General features: G+C 67.9%; 26 protein-coding genes. 6 read left to right on the forward strand and 20 right to left on the reverse strand.

Annotated features, from left to right (window positions below; all coding sequences use genetic code 11):
* Positions 1–20 precede the first annotated feature (20 nt).
* The 7 genes from C507_RS0110910 to C507_RS22410 are packed head-to-tail and all read right to left on the reverse strand — an operon-like array spanning position 21 to position 6173.
* Positions 21–947, reverse strand: a complete 927-nt coding sequence (locus C507_RS0110910; RefSeq protein WP_018699732.1) for a sugar kinase — start codon at positions 945–947, stop codon at positions 21–23.
* A gap of 16 nt (positions 948–963) precedes the next feature.
* Positions 964–1614 (reverse strand): RraA family protein, encoded by a 651-nt coding sequence (locus C507_RS0110915; RefSeq protein WP_018699733.1) that lies wholly within the window; start codon positions 1612–1614, stop codon positions 964–966.
* Between the two features lie 28 nt (positions 1615–1642).
* Complete coding sequence (locus C507_RS0110920) at positions 1643–2260, reverse strand: bifunctional 4-hydroxy-2-oxoglutarate aldolase/2-dehydro-3-deoxy-phosphogluconate aldolase (RefSeq protein WP_018699734.1); 618 nt, start codon at positions 2258–2260, stop codon at positions 1643–1645.
* 1 nt (position 2261) lies between these two features.
* On the reverse strand, positions 2262–3227 hold the full coding sequence (locus tag C507_RS0110925) for a C-terminal binding protein (protein ID WP_018699735.1): 966 nt from the start codon (positions 3225–3227) through the stop codon (positions 2262–2264).
* Positions 3228–3237: 10 nt separating this feature from the next.
* Positions 3238–4257 (reverse strand): DctP family TRAP transporter solute-binding subunit, encoded by a 1020-nt coding sequence (locus tag C507_RS0110930; RefSeq protein WP_018699736.1) that lies wholly within the window; start codon positions 4255–4257, stop codon positions 3238–3240.
* A gap of 54 nt (positions 4258–4311) precedes the next feature.
* A complete protein-coding gene (locus C507_RS0110935; RefSeq protein WP_018699737.1) occupies positions 4312–5598 on the reverse strand; it encodes a TRAP transporter large permease in 1287 nt (428 codons plus the stop codon).
* Positions 5595–6173 carry a TRAP transporter small permease gene (locus C507_RS22410; protein ID WP_018699738.1) on the reverse strand — a complete coding sequence of 193 codons (579 nt, stop codon included), beginning with the start codon at positions 6171–6173 and terminating at the stop codon, positions 5595–5597. The genes C507_RS0110935 and C507_RS22410 overlap by 4 nt, the downstream gene beginning before the upstream one ends.
* A gap of 166 nt (positions 6174–6339) precedes the next feature.
* On the opposite strand from C507_RS22410, the gene C507_RS21070 reads away from it, so the two are divergent.
* Complete coding sequence (locus C507_RS21070) at positions 6340–7041, forward strand: GntR family transcriptional regulator (protein WP_018699739.1); 702 nt, start codon at positions 6340–6342, stop codon at positions 7039–7041.
* Here C507_RS21070 and C507_RS0110950 read toward each other — a convergent pair.
* Genes C507_RS0110950 through C507_RS0110960 form a run of 3 tightly spaced genes read right to left on the reverse strand, consistent with a single transcriptional unit; the run spans position 7038 to position 9999 of the window.
* Complete coding sequence (locus C507_RS0110950) at positions 7038–8390, reverse strand: TRAP transporter large permease (protein ID WP_018699740.1); 1353 nt, start codon at positions 8388–8390, stop codon at positions 7038–7040. The genes C507_RS21070 and C507_RS0110950 overlap by 4 nt on opposite strands.
* Complete coding sequence (locus C507_RS0110955; protein WP_018699741.1) at positions 8387–8926, reverse strand: TRAP transporter small permease subunit; 540 nt, start codon at positions 8924–8926, stop codon at positions 8387–8389. The genes C507_RS0110950 and C507_RS0110955 overlap by 4 nt, the downstream gene beginning before the upstream one ends.
* 26 nt (positions 8927–8952) lie before the next feature.
* Positions 8953–9999: a TRAP transporter substrate-binding protein gene (locus C507_RS0110960; RefSeq protein WP_018699742.1), complete on the reverse strand. Its 1047-nt coding sequence runs from the start codon at positions 9997–9999 to the stop codon at positions 8953–8955.
* Positions 10000–10211: 212 nt separating this feature from the next.
* On the opposite strand from C507_RS0110960, the gene C507_RS0110965 reads away from it, so the two are divergent.
* Positions 10212–10964, forward strand: a complete 753-nt coding sequence (locus tag C507_RS0110965) for an SDR family oxidoreductase (protein ID WP_169508966.1) — start codon at positions 10212–10214, stop codon at positions 10962–10964.
* A gap of 10 nt (positions 10965–10974) precedes the next feature.
* On the opposite strand, the gene C507_RS0110970 is transcribed toward C507_RS0110965, so the two are convergent.
* Complete coding sequence (locus C507_RS0110970) at positions 10975–11505, reverse strand: winged helix DNA-binding protein (protein WP_018699744.1); 531 nt, start codon at positions 11503–11505, stop codon at positions 10975–10977.
* 98 nt (positions 11506–11603) lie between these two features.
* Between C507_RS0110970 and C507_RS0110975 the strand changes: the two genes are divergently transcribed.
* The 4 genes from C507_RS0110975 to C507_RS0110990 are packed head-to-tail and all read left to right on the forward strand — an operon-like array spanning position 11604 to position 16433.
* Positions 11604–13220, forward strand: coding sequence for an AMP-binding protein (locus tag C507_RS0110975; RefSeq protein WP_018699745.1), 1617 nt, complete (start codon positions 11604–11606; stop codon positions 13218–13220).
* Positions 13217–14380, forward strand: a complete 1164-nt coding sequence (locus C507_RS0110980; RefSeq protein WP_018699746.1) for a thiolase family protein — start codon at positions 13217–13219, stop codon at positions 14378–14380. The genes C507_RS0110975 and C507_RS0110980 overlap by 4 nt, the downstream gene beginning before the upstream one ends.
* A gap of 2 nt (positions 14381–14382) precedes the next feature.
* Positions 14383–15627 carry an SDR family NAD(P)-dependent oxidoreductase gene (locus C507_RS0110985; RefSeq protein ID WP_018699747.1) on the forward strand — a complete coding sequence of 415 codons (1245 nt, stop codon included), beginning with the start codon at positions 14383–14385 and terminating at the stop codon, positions 15625–15627.
* Positions 15624–16433, forward strand: coding sequence for a cyclase family protein (locus C507_RS0110990; RefSeq protein ID WP_018699748.1), 810 nt, complete (start codon positions 15624–15626; stop codon positions 16431–16433). The genes C507_RS0110985 and C507_RS0110990 overlap by 4 nt, the downstream gene beginning before the upstream one ends.
* A gap of 147 nt (positions 16434–16580) precedes the next feature.
* Here C507_RS0110990 and C507_RS0110995 read toward each other — a convergent pair whose 3' ends face one another.
* The 9 genes from C507_RS0110995 to C507_RS0111035 all read right to left on the reverse strand — a co-directional run bounded on the left by C507_RS0110995 (position 16581) and on the right by C507_RS0111035 (position 24757).
* The gene (locus C507_RS0110995) at positions 16581–17105 is read right to left on the reverse strand and encodes a tetratricopeptide repeat protein (RefSeq protein WP_018699749.1); all 525 of its coding nucleotides are present in this window, start codon (positions 17103–17105) and stop codon (positions 16581–16583) included.
* 8 nt (positions 17106–17113) lie between these two features.
* Positions 17114–18010 carry a type II secretion system F family protein gene (locus tag C507_RS21075; protein WP_018699750.1) on the reverse strand — a complete coding sequence of 299 codons (897 nt, stop codon included), beginning with the start codon at positions 18008–18010 and terminating at the stop codon, positions 17114–17116.
* A 10-nt stretch (positions 18011–18020) separates the two neighbouring features.
* Positions 18021–18983 carry a type II secretion system F family protein gene (locus C507_RS21080; RefSeq protein ID WP_018699751.1) on the reverse strand — a complete coding sequence of 321 codons (963 nt, stop codon included), beginning with the start codon at positions 18981–18983 and terminating at the stop codon, positions 18021–18023.
* Positions 18980–20389 carry a TadA family conjugal transfer-associated ATPase gene (locus C507_RS0111010; RefSeq protein ID WP_018699752.1) on the reverse strand — a complete coding sequence of 470 codons (1410 nt, stop codon included), beginning with the start codon at positions 20387–20389 and terminating at the stop codon, positions 18980–18982. Before C507_RS0111010 ends, C507_RS21080 begins: the two co-directional genes overlap by 4 nt.
* Positions 20386–21531 (reverse strand): CpaE/TadZ family protein, encoded by a 1146-nt coding sequence (locus tag C507_RS0111015; protein WP_026319016.1) that lies wholly within the window; start codon positions 21529–21531, stop codon positions 20386–20388. The genes C507_RS0111010 and C507_RS0111015 overlap by 4 nt, the downstream gene beginning before the upstream one ends.
* A gap of 1 nt (position 21532) precedes the next feature.
* Entirely contained in the window at positions 21533–21892 is a 360-nt protein-coding gene (locus C507_RS23280; protein WP_018699754.1) for a hypothetical protein, read from the reverse strand.
* 2 nt (positions 21893–21894) lie between these two features.
* Entirely contained in the window at positions 21895–23244 is a 1350-nt protein-coding gene (locus C507_RS0111025) for a type II and III secretion system protein family protein (protein WP_018699755.1), read from the reverse strand.
* Positions 23245–23408: 164 nt separating this feature from the next.
* Positions 23409–24203 (reverse strand): Flp pilus assembly protein CpaB, encoded by a 795-nt coding sequence (gene cpaB, locus C507_RS0111030; RefSeq protein WP_018699756.1) that lies wholly within the window; start codon positions 24201–24203, stop codon positions 23409–23411.
* 353 nt (positions 24204–24556) lie between these two features.
* Complete coding sequence (locus C507_RS0111035; protein ID WP_018699757.1) at positions 24557–24757, reverse strand: Flp family type IVb pilin; 201 nt, start codon at positions 24755–24757, stop codon at positions 24557–24559.
* Between the last annotated feature and the right edge of the window lie 306 nt (positions 24758–25063).

Here is a 25063-nt window from a genome sequence, read left to right on the forward strand (position 1 = left end):
GACAGTCTCCCGTTCCGGTCTCACGCGATGCCCTCAGCCAGCGCCCTGCGCACGGCCTCGGCCTTCGGCATCGGCGCCACGGCGCCATGACCGAGGGTGGACAAGGCGGCTGCGGCATTGGCGTAGGTCGCCGCTGCGACCACGTCGTCGCCGGCAAGCAGGCGGGCGAGGAACGCCCCGTCGAACATGTCGCCCGCGGCGGTGGCATCGACGGCGCTGACCTTCAGGGAGGCAACGCGCTCGCGGCGGTCGGCGGTGGCGACCAGGGTCCCGTCCGCCCCCATGGTGAGAACCACGGTCGTCGGTCCGAGCGCCAGGTAGAAGTCCACGATGGCATCGGGATCCTCGAGCCCGGTGAGCTGGCGCGCGTCATCAAGGCCGGGAAGCGCGATGTCCGCCATTGCCATGGCGGCATGCGTGACGGCACGCGCCCGTTCGATGGGCCAGAGCTTCAGGCGCAGATTGGTGTCGTAGCTGATCCGGACACCCGCCTCGCGGGCGGCCCCGATCGCCGAGAAGACGGCGTCGCAGGCGCTGTCGCTGATCGCCTGGCTGATGCCGGAGACGTGCAGGATCTTCGCCTGGCGGATGGCGTCCAGCGGTAGAGTGCGGGGCGCCATCAGGCTCGCGGCGGACCCGGCCCGGCGGTAGCTGAACTCGTGCTCGCCGTTGGCATAGGTGATGAAATAGATCCCGGTGGGCGCCACGGGATCGACGGTCACGGCGCTCGCGTCGACGCCTTCATTGCGCCACAGGCGAAGGAACTCGCGCCCGAACGCGTCGTCGCCCACGGCCGTGACATAGCCGACGCTCGCACCCTGGCGGGCTGCCGCGATGGCGCAGTTGGACGTGTCACCGCCATAGCCCTGCAGATAGAAGGTCTTGCCGTCCCGCTCCTGGGAGGAAAACTCCAGGAGCGGTTCACCGAGACAGACGAGTTCGGGCATCGTGTCCTCCGATGGCTCAGATGCGGCCGTATTTCGCCAGACCCTTGCGAAGCGACTTCTCGGCCATGATCAGTTTGGCCTGTTCCGCCTCGCGGGCGTCGATCTCGTGGGCCATTTCCAGTACCGCCTCGGCGTGCTCGCGGGGAACCACGACGACGCCATCGACGTCCCCGACGATGATGTCCCCGGGATGGACCAGCACGCCGCCGATCTCCACCGGGATCTGTGACGCGATGGTCATGGCGCGGCCGAGCGTCGTTCCGGGCGACGACGAGCGGGCATAGACCGGGAAGTCGTAATCGCGTCGGATCTCCACGATGTCGCGGACTGCGCCGTCGAGGACGGCCGCCGCATGCGCGTTGGCGACCGCGCCTGCGGTCATCAAGCCACCCCAGACGGCGACGTCGGCATCGGCTCCGATGGAAATGCAGATGACGCTGCCGGCGTCCGCCTCGTCGATCAGGTCCAGGGCATGCTGCGGCGGTAGCACCTCGTCCGTGGGCACCTCGAGCACCGTGACGGCGGGACCAACGATCTTGTTCTCGTTGATGCGCGGGGCGATCTGGTGGTCCATGTAGCAGCGACGGCCGACGATCTTGTCGCAGGCGTCGGCGCAGGACGCGATGGCGGTCTGGTTGAAACCGGCGACCAGCTCTTCGAGAGTCATTGGTAGTCTCCTCGTTACAGAAAAAGCGTCAGGAACGGGCCGCCAGCCGAGATGCCCGCTCGACGATCGGGGCCTTGTCACCCGCTTCGATCTCGGCATCCCTCGCAAGCTGGCTGCCCAGACCGACGGCGAGCGCGCCGGCCTGGAAGTACGCGTCGACCTCGTCGATCTCGATGCCGCCGGTGGGAACCAGACCGACGAAGGGCAGTACGCTGCGGACGGCCTTGAGGTAGGCGTGGCCGCCCAGCTGACGGATCGGAAAGATCTTCACCGCGGTGGCGCCGGTCCGGTGTGCGGCAAGAACCTCCGTGGGGGTCGCGGCGCCTGCGATCACCGGGCAGCCCGCCGCAACGGCGGTCTCGATCACCTCGGGCACCACGCAGGGCGACACCAGGAAATCGGCACCCGCGTCGATGGCACGGCGGGCACCATCGGCGTCGAGCACCGTGCCCATGCCGACGAGCGCGTCCGGATCACCGGCCAGGTCGCGGACGATCGCGTCGTGACCGGGGACGCTGGTGGTGATCTCGAAGACGCTCATGCCGCCTTCGCGCAGCCAGTCGACAAGCACGCGGGCCGACCGCTCGATACCGGTGCGCACGACAGGAATGGCGGTGTGTTTCAGGCGTTCGAAGGTTTCGCTCATGTCAGCGGGCCGCCGGGAGTACGGGGTTGACGAGCGGCTCGCCGGTGAGGCCGCGCTTCACCTCTTCCGCGGCTTTCCTTTGGAGGTCCTGAACGGCCTCCTCGGAGAACCAGGCCGCGTGATCGCTCAGGACACAGTTCGGCGCTTGCCGCAGCGGGTTGTCCGCCGGCAGCGGTTCTTCGGCGAAGACGTCGAGGCCGGCGCCGAACAGGCGGCCGTTATGCAGCGCCTCGGCAAGGGCCGCCTCGTCGACGAGCCCTCCCCGCGCGGTGTTGATGAGGATCGCGGTCGGCTTCATCAGGGCGAGCCGGCGTGAATCAACGATGTTGCGGGTGGCCTCCGTCAGCGGCACGTGCAGCGAGATCACGTCGGCCTCGGCGCAGATGCGGTCGATATCGGCGGCCTCGGTACCGGCGGGCACGCTGTCGCGCGAATGGACGAGCACGCGCTCGAAACCAAGCGGCCGGGCCTTGTCGATGAAGCACTGGCCGATGCGGCCTGCGCCGATCAGGCCGAGAACCGTGCCGCGTGTGCGTTGAATGGGCTTTGCGGCCACGTCGCCCCAGCGGCCGGCGCGCACGACAGCATCGCGCTCGAAGAGCCGGCGCTTGACCGCCAGAAGCAGGGCCACGGCATGCTCGGAGACCTCCTCCACGCCGTAGTCGGGGACATTGGCGACCTTGATGCCGTTGGCGGCGGCGTAGGCCAGGTCGATGTTGTCGGTGCCGACGCCGTAGCGCACGATAACCTTGCAGCGCGGCAACCGCTGTAGCGTCGAGGCGGGAAGCGGCGTCTCGCGGACGAGCACCGCATCCGCCCCGTGCGCCACCTCGACGACGCGCTCGGCGTCGCCCTCGCACGGAGCCACCACCAGCTCGGCACCGAGGGGTGCCAGGATGGCGCGTTCCAGATCGTAGTGGTCGTAGCCGCCGTCGACGACGACGACCGTGGCTCCGTGCTCGGACATCAGTCGCTCCCTACTGGTTGCCGGCGGGCGCGGCCGCTTCGACCGCGGAGAACAGGCCATCGACCCACTCCTGGCCGACTTCGCCAGCGACCCACTCGGCCACCGGACCCTGCGCCTTCTCACGGAAGGCGGCCACCTGATCGGGGCTCAGCGGCGTCACCTGCATCCCGACGTCGGAGAGGATCGTCTGGGCATTGGCGTCCTGGGCCGCCGTCATGCCGCGATGGATCCACTTGGCGATCTCGATGCCTTCGAGAACGGCCTGCTGCTCCTTCGGATCGAGGCCCTCGAAGAAGTCGTTGTTCATCATGTAGGCGTGCAGGCTGTACACGTGGCCGTCGAGCGAGACGTAGTCCTGGTTCTCGTAGAGATCGGCCGCGAGGATGTTGGTGACGCCATTCTCCTGCCCGTCGACCACGCCCTGGGCGAGCGCACTCGGAAGCTCCGGCCATGCCACGACCGTGGCGCTGGCGCCCAGGCTCTCAACGAGACGCTGGAACACCGGGCTCGGCTGGACGCGGATCTTGAGGCCTTCCATGTCGGCCGGCGTCTCGATCGGCCGCTCGTTGTTGGTGAAATGGCGGATGCCGTTGTCGGCGTAGCCCATCAGGCGGATGCCGGTCTCTTCGAGCATGGCGTCCGCCACCTCGTCGCCGAACTCGCCGTCCAGCACGTCCCAGGCGACGTTCTGGTTGCCGAAGACGTACGGGATCTGGAACACTTGGAAGGGCGGGAAGGTGGAGCCGATCGGCCCGTCGTGGACCACGCCGAGCTGGATGGAGCCGAGCTGCAGCCCCTCCATGACCTCCTGGCCACCGCCGAGCTGGCTGGCCGGGTAGATCTCGACGGTGACTTCACCGTTGGTCGCCGCTTCCACGTGCGACTTGAAGGCCAGCGCGGCCGCGTGCTTCGGCTGGTCGAGCGAGGCCGGCTGGAAGTGGGCGTAGCGGATGGTCTCCGCGTTTGCGGCCCCGGCAAGGAAGGCGGCGGCGCCGACGAGCGCGGCGGTTTTCAGTCCCCTGGAAAACATAGGTCGTTCCTCCTAGCGTCCGGCTATTTTTCGGTTGGTTACCCTCGCCATCTGTCAGCCCCCGTAGCCGAACAACCGGGGAATGGAGAGGGTGATTGGTGGAATGAGAATGATGGCCATCAGCACCAGAATCTGGACCGCGAGCAGCGGCAGGATGGCGCGCGTCACGACCTCGATGCGGATGCGGCCAACGGTGCTGATGACGAACAGGACGGGTCCGACGGGCGGCGTCACCATCCCGATCGTGAGGTTGAGGATCAGCACCATGGCGAAGTGGAGCGGATCGACACCGGCCTTGAAGGCGATGGGCGCCAGGATTGGCGTCAGCACGATCACCGCCGGGATGGTGTCGATGAACAAACCGCAGAGGAAGATCAGAAGCGCGAGCAGCAGGAGCGTGCCGATCGTGCCGACGTCGAGGGCCGCGATGGCCGCGCCGAACTGCTGCGGCAGCTGAAACACGGTCAGGAGCCAGGCGAAGATCGACGCGGTGGCCACGATCATCAGCACGGCGGAGGTCAGAAGCGCCGAGCGGACCAGGATCTGGGGCAGCAGCCGGACGGTGAGCGTGCCCTGCAGGAAGCCCACGATCAGCGAGTACACCACCGCGACGGCGGCAGCCTCGGTGGGAGTGAACACTCCGCCCAGGATGCCGCCGAGGATGATCAACGGCACCAGCAATGCCGGCAGAGCCCTCAGCGCCGTGCGCACGACGGTTGCCGTGCCCGCGAAGGTCTGATCGCCGCCATAGTTGTTGCGACGGCTGATGACGAAGTTCGCGGCCGCGAGCGCCAGGCCCATCAGGCAGCCGGGAACGATGCCGGCCAGGAACATCTGGGCGATCGACACGCGCGATTCGGAAATGCCGTAGATCACCATGATGATGCTCGGCGGGATGATCGGCCCAATCGTCGCCGTCGCGGCACTCAGGGCCGCCGAGTAGGACGCGGGGTAACCGGCCTTGGTCATCATGCGCATGGCGATGGCGCTCGGCCCTGCGGCATCGGCGAGCGCGGATCCGCTGATGCCGGCGAAAAACACCGAGACCAGCACGTTGACGTGACCCATGCCGCCCCGGATGTGGCCGACCAGGGCGCGCGAGAAGGTCAGAAGCGCGGCCGTGATGCGCCCCGCCGTCATCAGGTCGGCGGCAAGAATGAAGAAGGGCACCGCCATCAGCGGGAACGAGTCGAGCCCGTTGAACATGCGCTGTGGCACGACGAGCAGCGGAAACGTTCCCTGCACCAAGAGCACCACGAGGCTGGCCACGCCCATCACGAACGCGATGGGAACGCCGAGAAGCAGCGCGCCGACGAAGACGCCGATCAGGAGCCCGCTCATGCGTCGCCCGCCGAGGGTCGGCCGGGGGACGGCGCGGAAGCCGACGGATCACTCCCCTGTCGCTCGGTCGGCTCGTCGGCCTCGAAATCCTCGAGCGCCAGCATGTTGCCGGAGAGGAAACTGCGCAGCGACAGCGCCAGGTGGATGAGCGCGAAAAAGGCGCCGAGCGGGACGGCGAGGTAGGGAAGGCCCCTCGGGATCTGCAACACCGGGGTGCGCAGTTTCCAGGAGAAGACGGAGAACTGCAGGCCGAGAACGACCAGCGCAAGGAGGAAGGCAACGATCACCAGGACGACGCCGAGCCGCATGGCGCGGGCGCCGGTCTCCGGGAGCATGAACTGTACCATCTCCACGGCAGCAAGCTGTCCGTAGCGCAGCGCCAGGCCCACGCCGAGGAAGGCGGCCCAGATCATTGCAAAGCGCGACAGCTCCTCGGCCCAGCCGAACGAGACGCCGAAGACGTACCGCCCCACGACGTTGCCGAAGACGAGTACCGTCATCGCCGACATCAGGAAGGCGAGAATGACTTTGTTCGCTGCCGTGAACCAGTGATCGAAGGCGTTGACCCCCGCCATGGCTCCTCCCGTGATATTATGGCATTATTAGATCTAAGATATCAGTTTGCGGTTTGGAGCGTCAAGGCGCATGAAGGGATCCATGGCAAAATCGAAGTCTCCGCGGTCGGGCGCGGCGGCAGGCCTCATCAGCCCCATCCAGGAAGGCCCGCAAGGCAGGACGAGCATGGAACCGATCAAGCGCAGTCCCCTTCTCGTCGACGAAGTCCTGGCGCGGATGCGTACCGCGATCGTTCAGGGCGACTGGGAGCTGGGCGAAAAGATCTCTGAAGCCCGGGTCGCCGCCTCGTTCGGCACCAGCAAGTCACCGGTGCGGGAGGCCCTCCTCCAGCTGAAGCGCGAGGGACTGGTCGAGATCCGGCCCCAGGCGGGAACCTACGTCTTCACTCTCCAGCCGGGCGAACTGGAGCACATCTGCGACATGCGCCTCATTCTCGAATCGGCCGCGCTGCAGCGGGTGTTCGAGCACGAGGCCCGCGATGTCCTCGGCAATGCGCTCTCCCGCCTCATGCAGGCCATGCAGACGGCCTGGTCACGGCAGGATGTCCGCGACTATCTCGACCTCGACGGGGCGTTCCACCATGCGCTGTGCGCCAACAGCGGCAACCCCTACATCATGCAGAGCTACGGGCTGATCGAAGGCAAGGTCGCTGCGCTGCGCACGCGGCTCGGCACCGACCCGCATCACATGAAGAAGTCCTACGAGGAGCACGGGCGGATCGCCGACTTGGTGGCGGCCGGAGATCTGGGCGCCACGCTCAGGCTGCTCGGCAGCCATATCGCCCGCAAAGAGGGATCCTACTGGGAGTATCTCACCCAGACGTCGGAAGGTGGTCTCCGCAAGTCCGCCGGCGGCGCACCAGCCTAATAGGCGATGCGCGGCAGGTGCAGGGCGAGGTCCGGGATCAGCCAGACCGCGATCAGGCCAACGAGCTGCAGGATCACGAACGGCACGATGCCCCGGTAGATCTGCACCGTCTTCACGTCGGGCGGCGCCGCGCTCTTCACGTAGAAAAGCGCCATGCCCACCGGCGGCGTCAGGAACGAGGTCTGCAGGCAGATCGCGATCAAGATCGCCACCCACAGCGGATCGAAGCCGAGCCCGACCACCACCGGCACCGTCAGCGGCGCGATGATCAGCACGATCTCCATCCAGTCGAGCACGAAGCCGAGCAGGAAGACCACCAGGAGCACCATGCCGAGCACCGCTTCCGGCGGGAACGGCAGGCCGGTGATGGCGCCCTCGATCACCTCGTCGCCGCCATAGCCGCGCAGCACGACGGAGAAGCAGCTGGCACCGAAGATCAGCGCGAACAGGAAGGCGGTCGTCTTGCCGGTTCCATGGCAGACGTCCTTGAGCGTCTCCCAGGTGAGCCGACGGTCGGCCGCGGCGAGCAACGTCGCACCGAGCGCGCCGACACCGGAGGCTTCCGTCGGCGAGGCAATGCCGAGGAAGATGGAGCCGAGCACCGCCGCCATCAGGGCCATCGGCGGCACCAGCGCGCGGACGAGTTCGAGGATGGCACTCCCCTCCCCGTTCCTGTCCGGCTCTGGCGGCAGCTTCGGCGCCATGTCCGGGCGAAGCGCGCACAGGATGACGATGTAGAGCGAATAGAGCACCGACAGGATCACGCCCGGCACCACCGCCGCCATGAACAGGTCGCCGACCGAGAGACGGAGCTGGTCGCCCATCACGATCAGCATGATCGAGGGCGGGATCAGGATGCCGAGGCAGCCGGACGCGGCCACCGTACCGAGACTGAGCGGGATGTCGTAGCCGGCCTTGCGCAGCGCCGGCAGCGCCACCGTCGCCAGGAGCACCACAGAGGCACCGATGATGCCCGTGGAGGCGGCCAGCACCAGCCCGATGAGCACCACCGACAGGCCGAGGCCGCCGGGCACGGAACGCATCACCCGCGACATGGCGGCAAGCAGCCGGCCGGCGACGCCGGAGCGCTCCAGCATCAGCCCCATGAACACGAACATGGCGATCGGCACGAGGCTGTAGTTGGAGAGAGAGCCGAAGATGCGGTCGGAGGAGAAGCCGATGAAATTGGTGCCGGCCATGACCTTGATGCCGACCATGGGCAGAAGGTCGCCGAGGACGGCGAAAAGAATACCGGTGCCGCCCAGCACGAAGGCAACCGGGAAACCGGCGAACAGCCCGCCGGCGAAGACGGCGAACATCAGCGCGACGAAGACGACTTCCTGCGTCACCGGGGCCCCCGCTCGCCGGTCGCCACCGCCGCGCCGCGCAGCGTGAGGATGGAGCGACAGATCTGGGCGATGCCCTGCAGTCCGAGCAGGAAGAAGCCGGCGAACATCAGGAACTTGATCACGTAGCGGGCGGGCAGGCCACTGGGCATGGGCGAGCCCTCACCGATGGACAGGGAGTAGGTGAAGGTGCCCCAGGCGAACCAGCAGATGCCGACCACGAAGGGCATCAGCAGCAGGACGCCGCCGAAGAGCTCCACCAGTGCCTTGCGGCGGGGAGAGTAGCGCGCGTGCAGGACATCCACCCGCACGTGCGCGTCGTCACGATAGGCGAAGGCGAGGCAGCCGAGGATCACCACCGCGTTGATGTGCCACTGCAGCTCCTCCATCTCCACCAGCCCCAGCCCGAAGCCGTAGCGCAGGGCGACATTGGCGATGATCACCAGCATCAGGACCGGCAGGAGAAGCGAAGCGGCGTGCCCCACGGCACCGGAGATCCGGTCTATGGCCGTTGCGATGCCGTGGAGCGTCGTGTTCATCGTGCGGGCGGTCGTTCCCGGTTGCGTCAGTCGTTGCGGACGCTGGCCCAGTCGGCCGCGTTGTCACGATAGGCCTGCAGCGAGTCCCAGACACGCTTGAAGTTCTCGTCCTTGTCGGACTGCTCAGCCATCACTTCGGCGGTCTTCACGCGGAAGGCCTCAATCAGCTCCGGCGAGAACTCGCGGATCTCCACGCCATTCTCCTTGAAGGCCTGCACGGCCTCGGCGTTCTCCGCAAGCGTGGAGGTGACGCCCCAGAGCATGGTCTCGCGGCAGGTGAGCTCGATCAGCATGCGCTGGGAGTCGCTCATGGCGTCCCATTTCGTCTTGTTGATGATCAGCTCGTTGATGGCCGCCGGCTGGTGCCAGCCTGGCAGATAGTAGTTCTTGGCGACGCTGTCGAAGCCGATGATGGCGTCGATGGCCGGCATGGAGAACTCGGTGCCGTCGATCACGCCGCGCTCCAGGTTCGGGAAGATATCACCACCGGCGAGCAGCACGACGGACGCGCCCATCTTCTTCATGACCTCGCCGGCGAGACCCGCGAAGCGGAGCTTCAGGCCGTCGAGATCGGCCTCGGTCTCGATCGGCTCCTTGTACCAGCCGCCCGCTTCCGGCTCCATCAGGCCGCAGGGAACTGTCATCACGCCCTGCTCGGCGTAGATCTCGCGCCAGATGTCGAGGCCGCCGCCGTTGTAGATCCAGCCGAGATACTCAATGGCGTCCGGGCCGAACGGCACGCCGCCGAAGAGCTGCAGCGCCGGGAATTTGCCGGCCACGTAGAGCGGGCTGGTGTAGCCGGCGTCCAGGGTGCCGCGCTGCACGGCGTCGAAGATCTCCAGCGAGGGGACCAGCTTGCCGGCGCCGTAGAGATCGATCTCGACCTGGCCGCCGGACGCCGCGTTGATGGCATCGGCGAAATGCTGGGCGTCGCGCCCGCTGGCGGGCAGCGTGAGCGGCCAGGCGCTCTGCACGCTGAGCGATACGGAATCCTGGGCCTGAAGCGGCGCCCCCCAGGCAAACGCCGTCAGTGTCATCGCGGCCAGACCGGCCACGCGGATGCTACGGATCATGATTGTCCCCTGTCCTCTGGTTGGTGCGTGTTCCGGCCCTGTCTCCTCACAGCGCCGCCACGGCTCTCTCCACCACGGTACCCGCTATCTCATATCGTAATTTAGCTTTTGACAAGCTCATTTTGTCCGGTAATTTTTCAGAATCCGGGTGAGCATGGGGCTCCGCCGGACCGCGACCGGAGTTGTGTACGGTGCAGGTTTTGGAGAACCGGGTGGCCCTCGTCACTGGTGCGGCGGGCGGCATCGGCCGGGCCTGCGCGCTGGCGCTGGCGGCAGCCGGAGCCCGCGTTGCCGTTACCGATCTCGACCCCTTCGCGCTCAACGAGCTGGTCGCGGAGATCCGCACGACCGACGGCGACGCCATGGCGTGCCGGCTGGACGTGGCCGACGAGGCGTCGGTCGCCGCAGCCTTCGACCGTGTGATCGAGACGCTCGGGCCGGTGTCGATCCTGGTGACCTGCGCCGGCATCATGGCGGAAGGTCCGGCCGCTGCCCATGACATCACCGACATCAGCCTCGACGACTGGGAGCGCATCCAGGCGGTGAACGCGCGCGGCACATTCCTGTGCATCCGGGAGTATATGCGCCGGCACCGCAAAACGCCCGTTCAGAACGGACGCATCATCACTCTGGCCTCGGCGGCGGCGCAGCTTGGCGGCTATCGGGGCGACCCGTGCTACGTGGCATCGAAGGCCGCGATTCTCGGGCTCACAAAGATCGCAGCACGGCAGGCGGCCGGGTCCGGCGTCACCGTCAACTGCGTCGCAGCCGGCCCGGTGAAGACCGGCATGTTCGAGCGCGCGATGAATTCGGAAGCGGTTCCCGGCCTGGTGGAGAAGATCCCGCTCGGTCGCGTCGGCGAAGCGTCCGACGTGGCCGCCGCCGTCACCTACCTCGCCGGCGACGGAGGGGCGTGGGTCACCGGCTCGACCCTCGACGTCAACGGCGGCTACAGGATGCAGTGAGCGGACGATGTCACGGCTGACGGTTCATGATGAGATCGCCGGACTGGTCGTAGATGCCGATCATCACGTGCATCTGCAGGATCAGCGTGTCGAGGTCGTCGGGGGCCGGCGCGACCTGCTGGAACAGCCGCAGCAGCACCTTGCGCCGCTGCTCCAGGTAGGCGCCGATGATCTCGTCGCCCCGGACCGACACGGCGTAGGTCATGTTCTTGCGCGAGTTGCCCCGCTTCTCGATGAGCCCGAGCTGGCCGAGCTTCTTCAGCCCGTACTGGATGTTGGTCATGTCGTCGCGATGCAGCAGGCGACCGATCTCCACCAGCCCCTTGTCGGTGCCGTTCATGTGGACGGCGTGCAGGATCGAGGCCTCTGTGCTGCTCAGGCTCACGTCGGAGACGGACCCGAGACAGTCGCGCCGCCAGCGCGTGAAGGCGGCCCCGAGATGCCAGATCGCGTACTCGAACTCGGCGAACTTGGTCTCGTAGTCGACGCCGGAGGCGCCTCCTTCCCCGGTCTTCGGCTGGACACTCTTCTTGGCCGTCATTCCGGACAGAACCTTTCAACTCAATGCGCGAACGAGATCGGATGACAGCGGAACAAGTCGCAAGACCGCAAGAAAGTCAACGCGCTGGCAACGGCAGCGTGTACGAGCTGCTGCGCGCCCAGACGGCGCGGTTCGCCGACAACGATCTCTTCGTCCTGCCGGCCGACGTGCAGGCGCTGTGGGCCATCGAACGCGCGTCTTGGAGTTACGCCCAAACGCTCGCCGAGGTCGACGCACTCGCCGCGCGCTACCGCGCAGCCGGCTATGGACCCGGCCACCGCGTCGCCCTCCTCATGGAGAACCGGCCGATCCACTTCTTCCACTGGCTGGCGCTCAACGCCGTCGGCGCAGGCACGGTGCCGGTCAATCCCGACTACACCGCCGACGAGCTCCACTACCTGCTCTCCCACAGCGAGGCCGATCTGCTCGTTCACCTGCCGTCGCGCGCCGAGCAGGCCCAGGCCGGGGCCGAGGGGCTGCATGTCGCGCTCGTCGCCAGCGATGCGGCTGGGCTGCCGGCCGCCCCCTCTCCCGCCGGATCGCCGCCCGCGGACGCGACCGACGCGGAGTGCGCGCTGATCTACACCTCCGGCACCACCGGGCGGCCAAAGGGATGCCTGCTCTCCAACGGCTACTTCCACGGCTGGGCGGAGTGGTATTGCTCCCAGGGTGGGCTGATCGCTCTACGCGAAGGCCAGGAGCGGCTGATGACGCCGCTACCCACCTTCCACGTCAACGCCATGGGTAACTCCTTCATGGGGATGCTGGCTTCCGGCGGTGCCCAGATCATCATCGACCGGTTCCATCCGCGGTCGTGGTGGGCGATGGCCCGCGAAACCGGCGCGACCTGTTTCCACTATCTCGGCGTCATGCCGGCGATCCTGCTGGCCCTGCCGGAAAGCGAAAGCGACCGCGATCACGGCCTCCGCTTCGGCATGGGCGGTGGCGTCCACCCCGACCATCACGCGACCTTCGAGGCGCGCTTCGGTGTACCGCTCCTGGAAGGCTGGGCCATGTCGGAAACCGGCGGCGCCGGCATCCTCTGCGCCGCGGAGGAGCCGCGTCATGTGGGCGAACGCTGCATCGGCCGCTCCGACCGGCCCGGCCCGCCGGTGGAAATGCGCCTGGTCGACGATGACGGCACAGAAGTGGCGCCGGGCGAGCCGGGCGAACTGATCCTGCGCGCCCGGGGCGATGACCCGCGCCGCCGCTTCTTCTCCGGCTATCTGAAGAATGAGGCGGCGACCGAGGAGGTTTGGGACGGCGGCTGGCTGCATACCGGCGACATCATGCGCCGCGGCGACGACGGCGCGTTGTTCTTCGTCGACCGGAAGAAGAACATCATCCGTCGATCCGGCGAAAACATCGCCGCCGTCGAGGTGGAAGCGGCCATCGGCACGCATCCCGGCGTCGCGCAGGTGGCCGTTGTGGCGGCGCTGGATCCGCTGCGCGGGGAAGAGGTCCTGGCGGTGGTTGTGCCGCGCGAGGCCGACGACGGCGCCACCCTCGCCGACAGCATTTTCGCCCACTGCGCCGAACGCCTCGCCTACTACAAGCTTCCCGGCTACGTGGCGCTGCGAAAGGCGCTTCCCACCACGTCCACCCAGAAGGTGCGCAAAGCCGATCTCGGCGATCTGGTCGAGCGTCTGGCCGAGGATCCCGACTGCCACGACCTGCGCGAGCGCAAGCAGGCCATGCGGAAGGTGGCCCCATGAGCCGCCGCCTCGGCTATGACGGGGTGGTTCTCGCAAGCCCGGTCACCATCCCCTACGAGCGTTTCTCCACGCGCGGCGCCCACTGGTTTCTGGGCCGGGCCATGCGCGCGCTCGTGGAGACCTCTGGCCTCGACAAGGCGGCCATCGACGGGCTCTGCGCGACGAGCTTTTCTCTGGCGCCGGATACCGCCATCGGCGTGACCGAGCATCTCGGCCTGTCGCCGCGCTGGCTGGACTACGTGCCACTCGGCGGCGCCAGCGGCATGATCGCGCTGCGACGCGCCGCCCGCGCCGTGCAGACCGGCGACGCGGAGATCGTCGCGTGCGTGGCCGCCGACACCAACCAGACGGACTCCTTCCGGCGCTCCACCGCCGCCTTCAGCCAGTTCGCCCAGGACGCGGTCTACCCGTACGGATCGGGCGGGCCGAACGCCAGCTTCGCGCTGCTGACCGATCACTACATGCGGACATTCGGCGCCCGGCCGGAGGATTTCGGCAAGGTCTGTGTGGCCCAACGCCGCAACTCGCTCGACTTCCCCCACGCCCTGTTCCGCTCCGAGCTGACCCTCGAGCAATATCTGAACAGCCCGCTGATCGCCGATCCGATCCGCCTCTACGACTGCGTGATGCCGTGCGCTGGCGCAGAGGCTTTCCTCGTCATGCGCGAGGAAACCGCGCGCACGCAGGGGCTGCCTCACGTCTACCTGCTCGGTGCCATCGAGCGACACAACGCCTTTGCCGACGACCCGATCCAGGAGCGCGGTGGCTGGGCCGCCGACCGCGACGACCTGTTCGCCCAGGCCGGTATCGGTCCCGGCGAGATCGATTTCCTCCAGGCCTACGACGACTACCCGGTGATCATCTTCCTGCAGCTGGAGGACCTGGGTTTCTGCGGCAAGGGTGAGGCGCGCGCCTTCGTGCAGGACAACGACCTGACGAACGCGGGCTCCTTCCCCGTCAACACGTCCGGCGGCCAGCTTTCGGTCGGCCAGGCGGGCGCGGCGGGCGGATATCTCGGGCTCGTCGAGGCCATCCGGCAGCTCAGCGGTCAGGCGGTCGGCGGAGTGGTGCCCGATGCCCGCTACGGCCTCGTCAGCGGCTTCGGAATGATCAATTACGACCGCGGCCTGTCCACCGGCGCGGCAGTCCTGGCGGCATGAGCATGAGCGATCACGGCCCCTCCCCGAAGCGCCGCAATCCCGTCCTGCCGCCCCGGCGCCCGACGCTGCCGCCCGTGGCCCGCACGCGGCACGCCCTCGGCCTCAGCGCGGCCGCCGCCATCGGCGAGTTCGCCCTGCAGGAGTGCCGCGAGTGCGGTGCCGTCCAGTATCCGCCGCGCGAGGCGTGCCGCTCCTGCCTGTCCGACATGCTGACCTGGCGACCGGACAACGGTGCCGGAACGCTGCTCGCCAGCACTGTGGTGCGCCGCCCCTACGAACTCTATTTCCGCGAGCACGCGCCCTGGCCGACCGGCCTCGTCCGCCTCGACTGCGGCGTCAGCGTCGTCGCCTTTCTTCATCGCGCCTGCCCGGAAGCCGAGGGCCGGGTTCGGGTGCGCGCGTATCTGGACAGGGCGGGACGCGCCGTCCTCGTCGCCCTTCCCGAACAGGAGGTTCCCGACATGAGCGAAGATCCACTCCTGAAAGCCTTCGGCAACGCACCGAAGGGACGCAACGTTCTTGTGACGGACGGCCGTTCGGACCTTGGCCAGGCGATGGCGCTGGCCGCGCTGAAGGCCGGCGCGGAGACCGTCTGGGTCGGCGTCAGCGACCCGTGGAAGGCGCCCCCCGGCTTCAAGGCGCTCGAGGAGACGCCGGGCATCACCGTGCTGTCCCTCGACGTGACGGAGGGCCAGTCGGTGGAAACACTCGCCGGCCAGATCGGCGGCAAGGTCGACATCCTGATCAACACGGCAGAGTTCCACCGCACCCATTCCGCCCTCTCGCGCCGCGGCGTGGAAACGGCGCGCGCCGAGATGGACGTGAACTATTTCGGCCTTCTGCGGCTTGGCCAGGCGTTCGGGCCGGCGATGTGTTCGCGCGCCGCGGAAAAGCCGAAGAACGCGGTCGCCTGGGTGAACGTGCTGTCGGTCTTCGCGCTCGCCAACTATCCCCAGCAGGGTACCTTCTCCGCGTCCAAGGCAGCCGCCCTGTCGCTCGCCCAATGCCTGCGCGCCGAGTTCCGGTCTTCCGGCCTGCGCGTTCTCAACGTGTTTCCCGGCCCGGTCGACGAGGACTGGAACCAGCTGGAGCTGCCGCCGAAGCTCGCCCCCGCCAAGCTGGCGTCGGCCATCGTCCGGGCGCTGGAGGACGGTATCGAGGACCTTTATCCCGATCCGATCGCCCGGGACTGGCACGAACGCTGGCGGGCCGACCCGAAGGTGCTCGAAATGGAACTCACGGCATGAATGCGCCCGCCGACAGCACCCTCGCCGGCCTCGTTGCCGACCTCGCCTGCGGACGGGTCGAGGTGGTCGACCTGACCCACACCCTGTCACCGGACTTTCCGCAGATCGTGCTGCCGCCGGAGTTCGGCCAGTGCGCGCCGTTCCGCATCGAGGAGATCTCCCGCTACGACGAGCGCGGCGCCTCCTGGTACTGGAACAACTTCTCCTGCGGCGAGCACACGGGCACCCATTTCGATGCCCCGATCCACTGGGTGTCCGGCCGCAACCTGCCCAACAACACCACCGACACCGTCCCGGTGGAGAATTTCGTCGGGCCGGTCTGCGTCATCGACTGCGTAGCGGAGACCGAGGCGGACGACGATTTCCTGCTGACGGTCGACTTCGTGAAGCGCTGGGAGGCCGAGCACGGGACCATCCCACCGCGCGCCTGGGTGCTGATGCGCACCGACTGGTCGAAGCGCGGCGACCCGGCCGCCTTCCAGAACTATGACGAGGTGGGGCAGCATTCGCCGGGGCCGGATCCCGACTGCGTGCGCTTCCTGGTGGACGAGCGCGACATCACCGGCTTCGGAACCGAGACCATCGGCACCGACGCCGGCCAGGCCGCCCATCTCAAGCCGCCCTACCCGGCGCACTTCTACCTGCACGCCGCCAACCGCTACGGGCTGCAGTGTCTGAGGAACCTCGACCAGCTTCCGGCCACCGGCGCGGTGCTGATCTGCCCACCGCTGAAGATCCGCAAGGGCAGTGGCAGCCCGTTGCGGGTTCTAGCGCTGGTGCCCCGGCCCGAGGTCACGGACGCATAGTTCGAACGCACAGGCGCCTGAAACAGCCGAAAGATGCAAGGAAAGCTGCGGCGAGCGGGCTTTTCCCCTGACGAGCGGCTCGACGCGGGAGCCCGGCGGTTTCGGCGTTCGGAGGAACGGCTTGATCTGCCCGGCACCCAGCGCGGCCTACATGCTCTCGATGAGCAGCAGGTTGTTGCGCGCCGTGACGTTGTCGGGCTCGGCGGCCAGGGCGCGCCGCGTGTAGGCTTCCGCCTCCTTGGCCTCGCCGCGCAGGAAGTACGAAAACCCGCGGTTGTTCAGGTAGGTCGGCGTCGAGCCGATGATCGGTGCCAGCTCAGAATAGAGCCTGTCCGACTGGTCGAAGCGACGCAGCCCGTCATAGGCGGCGGCGAGACCCAGCCTGGCCGTGATGCTGTCCGGACGCAGGTCAACCGCCCGCTGATAGGCGACCTGGGCATTGCCCGAATTGCCGTCCGCCAGCGCGAGCTGACCGCGCTGCATGCTCTCCTCGAAGTCCGTGGCCGACGAAGCCGCAGGGATCGTGCGGGCCTGCAACTCGCCGTGGGCAAGGTCGGAGGCCTGACAGCCGGCGAGCCCCGCCACCACCGCCGCGACCGCCAGCGCGCGCGCTGCACGCAGCAAGTCGTCCGGATAGCCGGAGACGCGGGGGATGCCGGCACGGTTCGTCACGCGGGGTCCTAACGTTGGGACAAGGTGGTCAGGATGCGCACCACCAGCGGCGCGAGCAGCACCACCAACAGCACGGGAAAGATGAACAGGCCGGTGGGCAACACGATCTTCACCGGCAGCGCGTTGGCGCGCTCTTCCGCTGCCAGAAGCCGGTCCTTGCGCAGACCGTGCGAGAAGCTGCGCAGCGTCGCGACCACGTCGGAGCCCCAGGTCTGCGACTGGCGGAAGAGGGCCACAAGCGCCAGAAGTTCTTCCAGCTCCGTGCGCCGGGCAAACCGCTCCAGCGCCTCGTGCAGTGCCACCCCGGCCTCCACCTCCAGTACCAGCACCTCAAGATGCATGCCCAGCAGCGGATGGAAATCGGCGAACTCCCGGGCGATACGCCGGAAGGCGGCCGGAACGCTCTGGCCGGCATCGACGCAGACCACGATCATCTCGATGAGATCCGGCAGCATGCGACGATAGTCGCGCCTGTGGGTCCGGACCCGCTGGAGAAGGATCACGCGCGGCAGGAGGCCCGCGACGGCCGCGGCGAGGACAACGGCCACCAGCGTGGATGACGCGTCCGGCGCGCGTCCCGTCGCGAGCTGTGCCGCAAGCGCGATGCCGCCCGCCGCAACCGCGGCGACGACGCTGGCCAGCACGAAGGTTGGTCGTTGGGGGGTCCACGGCCAGTGCGCATCAAGCAGCAGGTGGGTCAGTGACCCGTCCGGGGCCTCCTGAAAGGCCAGCCGGAACGCGTCGACCTCGCGCCGACGCACGTCACCGGCGAGCTCGGGCGCCTCGCCGGGGTCGGGAGCGAGCCGGCGCGACAGCACGGAGCGTTCCCGCCGCAGCTGCCACACAAGAAAGACGGCTCCGGCAAGGAGCCCGAGAAGGGCAATGTCTACGAGCACTGTCCGCATCGCCGCCGCCTCAGGCCTCGAGATCGACGAGCCGGCGAACGGCGAGGTAGCCGCCCGTCATCATCAGCACGCAGAACACCAGAAGCCCCCAGAACAGGCGGGATTCCACCAGCGGCGTGAAGAAGTCCGGCGACAAGATCTGCATCAGCACGGCCACGATGACCGGAAGCAACAGCAGCGCCCGCGCGGTGAGCTTTCCCTCGGCGGTGAGGGCCCGGACCCGCTTACGAAACCAGATGCTCTCGCGAATGCTCTGGGCGAGCGTGCGCAGCGTCTCCACGATGTTGCCGCCCGCCTCCGCCTGGACGCTGACGGCCACCGCCAGATAGCGCACTTCTGCGCACGGCATGCGCTTGTAGAGACGTTCGATGGCATCGGCCAGCGGCAGACCCAGCTTCACTTGCCGCGAGAGCTCGCGGAACTCGCCCGCAGCAGGTTCGGCAAGTTCGGCCGCCGCCATTTCCAGGCCCGAACTCGGCGGATGCCCGGCGCGCAGCGCGCGCACGACGACACCGAGCGCCTCTGGCAACTGTTCGACGAACCGCGCCAGCCGCCTCTCCCGCGCCCGACGAAGGAGCCCGGAAACCAGCGCGATCGTGGCGAGCGGTGCGGCAGCCACCTGGACCGGGAGCGGGAATCCGAGGCGCCCGATGACCAGGGCCAGGAAGAGCCCGGCAAGGGCGGACAGGCCAACCAGCATCGGCAGGCGCATCGACAAACCGCTTTCCCGGTGGAGGGTTCGCAGGCCAGGCGGCGCCAGCGGCATCGGATCGGCCGGCTCTTCGGGATCGTCGCCACTCACCCCCTTCGCTGCGGCCTGTCCCGGCCCCGGCGCGAGCCCGCCGACCAGCCGACGCTGCAGCGTCGCACGCCGCAGACGCACAACCTGCAGTGCGTCCCACAGAAGCAGCAGCATGACCGCGGCGATGACGACGGTTGCGAGGCGCGCTAGGAGCGGCAGGTCGATGCTCATGCGCGCGGCGCCCCCCCGACATGCGTGGCGAGCGCCATGGCCTCGGCCCCGTGGACCCGAGCCGCAAAGCGCGGGCGAACGCCCACCCCGGTGAATCGGCCCAAGACGCGGCCTTCCTCGTCTGCCCCCTGCTCGCGGAAGCGGAAGAGCTCGACCAGGCGAATCTCGCCGTCGCACATCCCGTCGACCTCTGCGATTGCGGTGATTCGGCGGCTGCCGTCGTGGAAGCGCGCGATCTGCACGATCAGATGAACCGCGGAGGCGACCTGCGCACGGATGCTTGACGTCGACATCGGAATGCCGGCCATGCCGAGCATCTGCTCGATGCGGGCCAGCGTATCGCGCGGGCTGTTGGCATGAACCGTGGTCATCGAGCCCTCGTGACCCGTGTTCATCGCCTGCATCATGTCGAAGGCTTCCTCGCCGCGAACCTCGCCGACGATGATCCTGTCGGGCCGCATGCGCAGGGCGTTGCGCAGGAGGTCGCGCTGGCGCACCTCGCCCCGCCCCTCGACGTTGGGCGCGCGCGTCTCCAGCCGCACGACGTGGGGCTGCTGGAGTTGCAGTTCCGCCGCGTCCTCGATGGTGATCAGCCGTTCGTCGCTGCGGATTTCCGCCGACAGGGCGTTCAGGAGCGTCGTCTTGCCGGAGCCGGTACCGCCCGCGATCACGATGGAGACCCGGGACCGCACCGCAATCGCGAGGACGTCGGCCATGGCACGGCTCAACGCGCCGGCGTCGACGAGATCGTCGAGCGAGAGCTTGCGGCGGGAGAACTTGCGGATGGAGACCAGAGGCCCGTCGAGCGCCAGCGGCGGAATGGCGGCATTGAAGCGCGAACCATCGGGCAGCCGCGCGTCGGCCATCGGGTTCTGCTCGTCGATCCGACGCCCCACCCGGCCGACGATCTTGTGAATGATCTGCATCAGGTGGGCTTCGCTGTCGAAGCGGACGGTGCTGCGCTCCAGCCGACCATCTCGTTCCACGAAGATCGTGCGATGGCCGTTGATGAGAATGTCGGAAATCGTCTCGTCCTCGAGCAGCGGCTCCAGCGGACCGAACCCGGTTAGTTCGTCGGTCACAGACGTCACCAGCGCGTCGAGCTCGGACGCTGTCAGCGCGTGCCCGCCGAGACGCAGGAATTCCCGGACCAGCGGCTCCACCGCGCGGCGAAGGGCCAGCCGGTCGCCACCCTGCACGAGGCTCAATGGCAGCCGGTTGATGAGGAAATGATGCGCTTCGACGCGGAGCGCCCGCTCGTCACCCGGGGGTACTGCCGCCTGGCCGTGGTCGGCTCCGTTGCCTGGACCGGCATAGCGTCCGCCAATCGCTGGACCGCCCGGCTCCCGGTCCGCCTGAACGGAGGGCGCAGTCGTCTGGCGGGCAAGGGTGAAGCGGCTCGTCACCCGTCGAGCTCCCGAATGAGACGGGCGAGATCACCGACCGCGCCCCGCTGGCGCACGTCCTGCGGAAACAGGCCGAGATTGCCCGCCTCGTCGAAGGTATGGACGTCCTCGCGGATGGTCTCGAAGCGGATCTCGCCGAGAGCCTGGCCGATGGCCTCGCGGTCGAGGGAGGAGTCCCGCCAGCCCTTGCGCACTCGGTTGATGACGACGTGGATGCGGGCGGCGTCGATGCCCTGGTCCAGGAGGCTGTCGCGGCGCGCCCGGACCAGCCGCAGGCACGGCACGGACGGCCGCCCCACCAGGACGATGTCGTCGGCCGAGGCAAACAGGGTGTCGGCCCAGCGCTCAGGCCGCGCCGGCAGATCGAGGATCAGATGGGCATGGCGGGGTTCCAAGAGTTCCAGTGTGCGGTAGACGAGATGCGGCACCCGATGATCGGCCGCGCGTGCCGGATCGCCGAAGGAGAACAGGCGCACGCCCTGGTAGATCGGCAGGAGCTGCTCCAGATACTCGCTGTCCAGGCGATCGGCCGCCTCCAGCAGGTCGCCGAGCCCGCCGGTCGGAGGCAGATCCAGACTGAGCGCCGCCGCGCCGGTGTGCAGGTCGAGATCGACAAGGGCGACGTCGGTCTCCGTCAGGGCCGCCCGGTCGGCGTGCTCGGCGGCGATCGCCAGCGCCAGACTTGTCGCGCCGACACCGCCCGCCACGCCGTGCAGGACGGTGATGCGACACTGATGATCCGACGGTCCGGCCGCCAGGCGCTCGAGCGCCTCGGCCAGCGCCTGCGGGTTCACTGGCTTGTGGACCAGGTCCAGCGCGTTGACCCGCACCGCGAAGCGGGCGGCATGCGCGGAGCCCTCCCTTGCGATCACGATCACGGCCCCCGGCTGGCCGGACCGCGCCAGTCGCTTCAGAAGCCGGTCGCGCAACTCCGTCTCTTCGGGTCCATCGACGAGGACCAGATCCGGCACGAGCGCCCGAGCCTGTGCAACGAAGTCTTCGGCCTTCATGATGGCGGGATCGGGGTAGCCGGCGCCGGCAAGCGGCGCGCGCAAAGCGGCGATGCAATCTGCGTCGTCGCTGACGATGACGCAGCGCGCGGTGGTCGTTTCGGATGGCTGGGCCTGACGCTTGCCGAACATGTCAGGGCACCAGCGCACCATCGAGAGTCTGGTCCGTGAAGGCCTCGGCCGATTGCACCAGGTCCTCGGCCGTGCGCACCGACGCCACGTCAGCCCGACGGGTGCGGTCGACGGCGATGCGCCGGGCGAGACGCGCACCGTCGGTGGAGAAACGCACCTGGTCCGCGCGCGGGTGTCGCGGATCAACCGCCATGATCGCGATGTTGGCGTTCTGCGCATCGCCCGCCCATGACACCACCGCATCCTGATGGTCGAGATACGGGCTGCAGGCCGCGCAGGCGACGAGAAGCGGAAGCGCCAATGCGGCGACCGGCCAGCGCAAGCGGACCTCTGTCGCGGCCTTCTTGAGGCTGATCCACACGGTCAGTTCGCCGGAATGATGTGGCCCACCGGACCGGTGATGCCACGGCTGCGCGCCAGCTGCCGGATGGGTATGGACTGGGTTTCCAGCTCGCCCATCAGGAAGAATTCCGGATCGTTGGACGGCACCGACGAGGTCAGCGGGTCCTTCAGGGGCGTTCCGGGCGCCGCCGGCTGCACGATGGTCGGCGTCACGATGACCACCAGGTCGGTCTGACGCTTGGCGAAGGACTGGGAACGGAACAGCGTGCCGAGCACCGGCACCTGGCCGATCCACGGTATAGCGCGCTGATCCTTTTCCGAGATTTCCTGAAGCAGTCCGGAAATGGCGAAGCTCTGGCCGTCGCGCAGCTCCACCATCGTCTCCGTGCGGCGGGTGGAGAGACCGGGAACGCCGTCGACGGACACCGTCCGATCGATCTGGCTGACCTCCGGCGCGAGCTCCAGATTGATCAATCCGTCGCCGAGCACGATCGGGGTGAAGGTCAGCCGCACACCGAACTCGCGAAACTGGACGGTGACCTCGCCGTCGCTGCCCCGGACGGGGATCGGAAACTCGCCGCCAGCCAGGAAACTCGCTTCCGAGCCCGACATGGCAACCAGGTTCGGCTCGGCGAGCGCCCGTCCCAGCCCGTTCTGCTCCAGTGCACGGATATAAAGATCCACGTCCAGGCTGCCGGAAATGACCTGGGCAGCGAGCGTGGCGAAGGCCGCGTTTCCGGTGAGCGGAAACTGGAAGGAGCCCGCCCCGGTGCCCGCATCGGACACCCCGCCGAAGCCGACATCGCCAGTATAAAGGCCCCGGCCGGTGGTGTTGGGGTCGGTGATGGCCAGATTGACGCCCAGCTCGCGCCCCGCGTTGCGCGTCACCTCGACGAAGCGGACCTTCAACAGCACCTGCTGGCTGTCTTCCACCGACAGCGCGTTGATGAAATCGGCGCTGCCGACATATTGGCGCGCCAGATCGAGGACGCCGGCGAGCGTCTGGCCGTTGTCGACCCGCCCGCCGAGCCGCAGCCGGCCATTCACGGTGTTCACGTTCACCTTGGCCGAGGGGTAGTTGGCACGGATAGCCTGGGTCAGGTCCCGGACATCGATCCCCACCTCGACCTGCAGCACTCCGAGCGGAATCCGGTCGCCGTCATAGAGCGTCACGGTGGTGCGACCGGCCGCCTTGCCGACGAGGTAGAGGCTGCGGGTGGTCAGCGGCGCCACGTCCGCCACCGACGGATCGGCAACGCGAATGTCGCCGAGGACACCGGGCGCGTTGACGGTGGCCGCCTGGCCGGCCGGGATCCGGATCTGCCGGGCCGTTCCCCGGGGCAGATCCACCGTATAGCCGGACTGCGCCAAGGCCGGAACGGCGTCACCCGCCACACAAAGCAGGAGGGCCAGCGCAAGCCCCCGAACGGGTCCGAGAGCGCCCTGCAGGGTCCGGCTTCGGCGACCTTCAAACCTCACGCGATACCTCAACTCGATCTCTGGATGAGCCGGCCCGCCCGGCTGGAAAGCGACCGTCAGCGGCCCGACAGCGTGTGGCGTTCCGCGGTGGTGCCGCGATAGATGGTCAGGTGGGATGGGCCGACCGCACGCACCGGTTCCGGCGCCACCACGGGGTCGATCCCGAACAGGTCGTCGGCGGTGATGGGCGTGGTGAGCCCGACCTCGTCGCCATCCTCGTCGCGGCCACGTTCCAGGAGCGTGAGCTTGCCGAGATTCTGCGCCAGGGCGATGCGCTTGGCCGCATCGATGTCCACGTCGAGCGTGTAGGTGCGGCCGTCCGCACCCTCACGGGCCGCTGCGAGGACCGGAATCGCCGTGGCCAGTGGATAGACGGCGCTGGCCTGACCATCACCCGAGGAGGCCAGCAGGAACACGTCCACGACACTTCCGGCAATGACCTGACGGTCGCCGCCAGCGAGCGCCCCCGATGACACCGAGATCGCCCGGCGTCCCGGACGCAGCGAGAAGGCGACGGGCCGCGCCTGATCGTCGCCGCTGACATTTCTCAGGGTCAGGAGTGCGCCGGGCTCGATGTCCGCGAGCGCGTAATGCGGCGTGGCGGCGATCTCGATGGCGTCGGCGGCTAGGGCTGACTTCGGTGGGGCGGCGGAGGGGTCGTCCCATCGGGCCTTGCGGTAGTCGGCCGCGCCGATGACGGCGCCCGCGGCAATTGCCCCGTCGGCCAGAAGCACCACCGGCCGCTGCGGCGCCGGCTCGCTGGCGGTCGGGCCCGGCTGCCGCGCGAGCATCAGCACCGCGAACGCGCAGACCAGCACGACCAGCAGGATCAGACGGCGACGCGCGACCATGTCATGCACTCCGCACAAACGGGGTAAGGCCCAGCAGACCCAAGGCTCGCGCTCTCCGCGCGTCCTCCAGTCTCGCTGAACCCGGGTTCAGGCGTTCCGGCCTGGGCAGCAACGGCGACTTGCCAGGCGGTCTGACTTGCGAGGCAATGCCCGCATCGACTGTCAGGTCACCCACTTCCATTCACTGGTCCGATGAAAGGACGATGACGGCGAGCGCCAGAGCGCCGAACCGCGCCTTCCTTGATCCCCGCGAAGTCTCAGATAAGGAGAAGCCACTCTCAACAAGGCCAGAAGCCGGACCGCCGGCGCTTCGATGAGGCGAAGCGCCGGCGCCGGACCAATGATCGTGGCGCTCAGTTGCCGCCAGCGTACTCGTTTTCGTTCACGGCAGTGTCCAGCGACGTTCCGATCTTGCCGAAGCCGGTTTCGATCGAGTCGCCGAGCGTGGTCATGGCGGTGACCGAGCCGAGCGCGATCAGAGCGACGATGAGCGAGTACTCGACCAGACCGCCACCCTTCTTGTCGGAGGCGAAGCGCGCGAAGAGCTTGTTCATGATGTAACCCCTGAATCATCCTGGACAATGATGCTCCCCGGATGGACGCCGAGCCCTTTCGCTCACCCTCCCCCCCAGGGGCCAACAGAGCAGCCTTGAGACCCTGTTAACGACGGTTAATTGCGGGAGCAGCCTGACGCGTGTCCAGCCGTAAATACAACCATTCCGATTAAGCGACCCTTGCTCAATGAGCCTTGGAGCGGGCGGCGATGCCAAGCAATTCATCTTTCTTCCGAAAGCGTTTAGCCGGCTGTCGGCATGAAATTTTTGCAACACTTTTTAATTGAGTTCATGCTGCGTACATAT

It is taken from the genome of Amorphus coralli DSM 19760 (assembly GCF_000374525.1).
GTDB classification, from domain to species: domain Bacteria; phylum Pseudomonadota; class Alphaproteobacteria; order Rhizobiales; family Amorphaceae; genus Amorphus; species Amorphus coralli.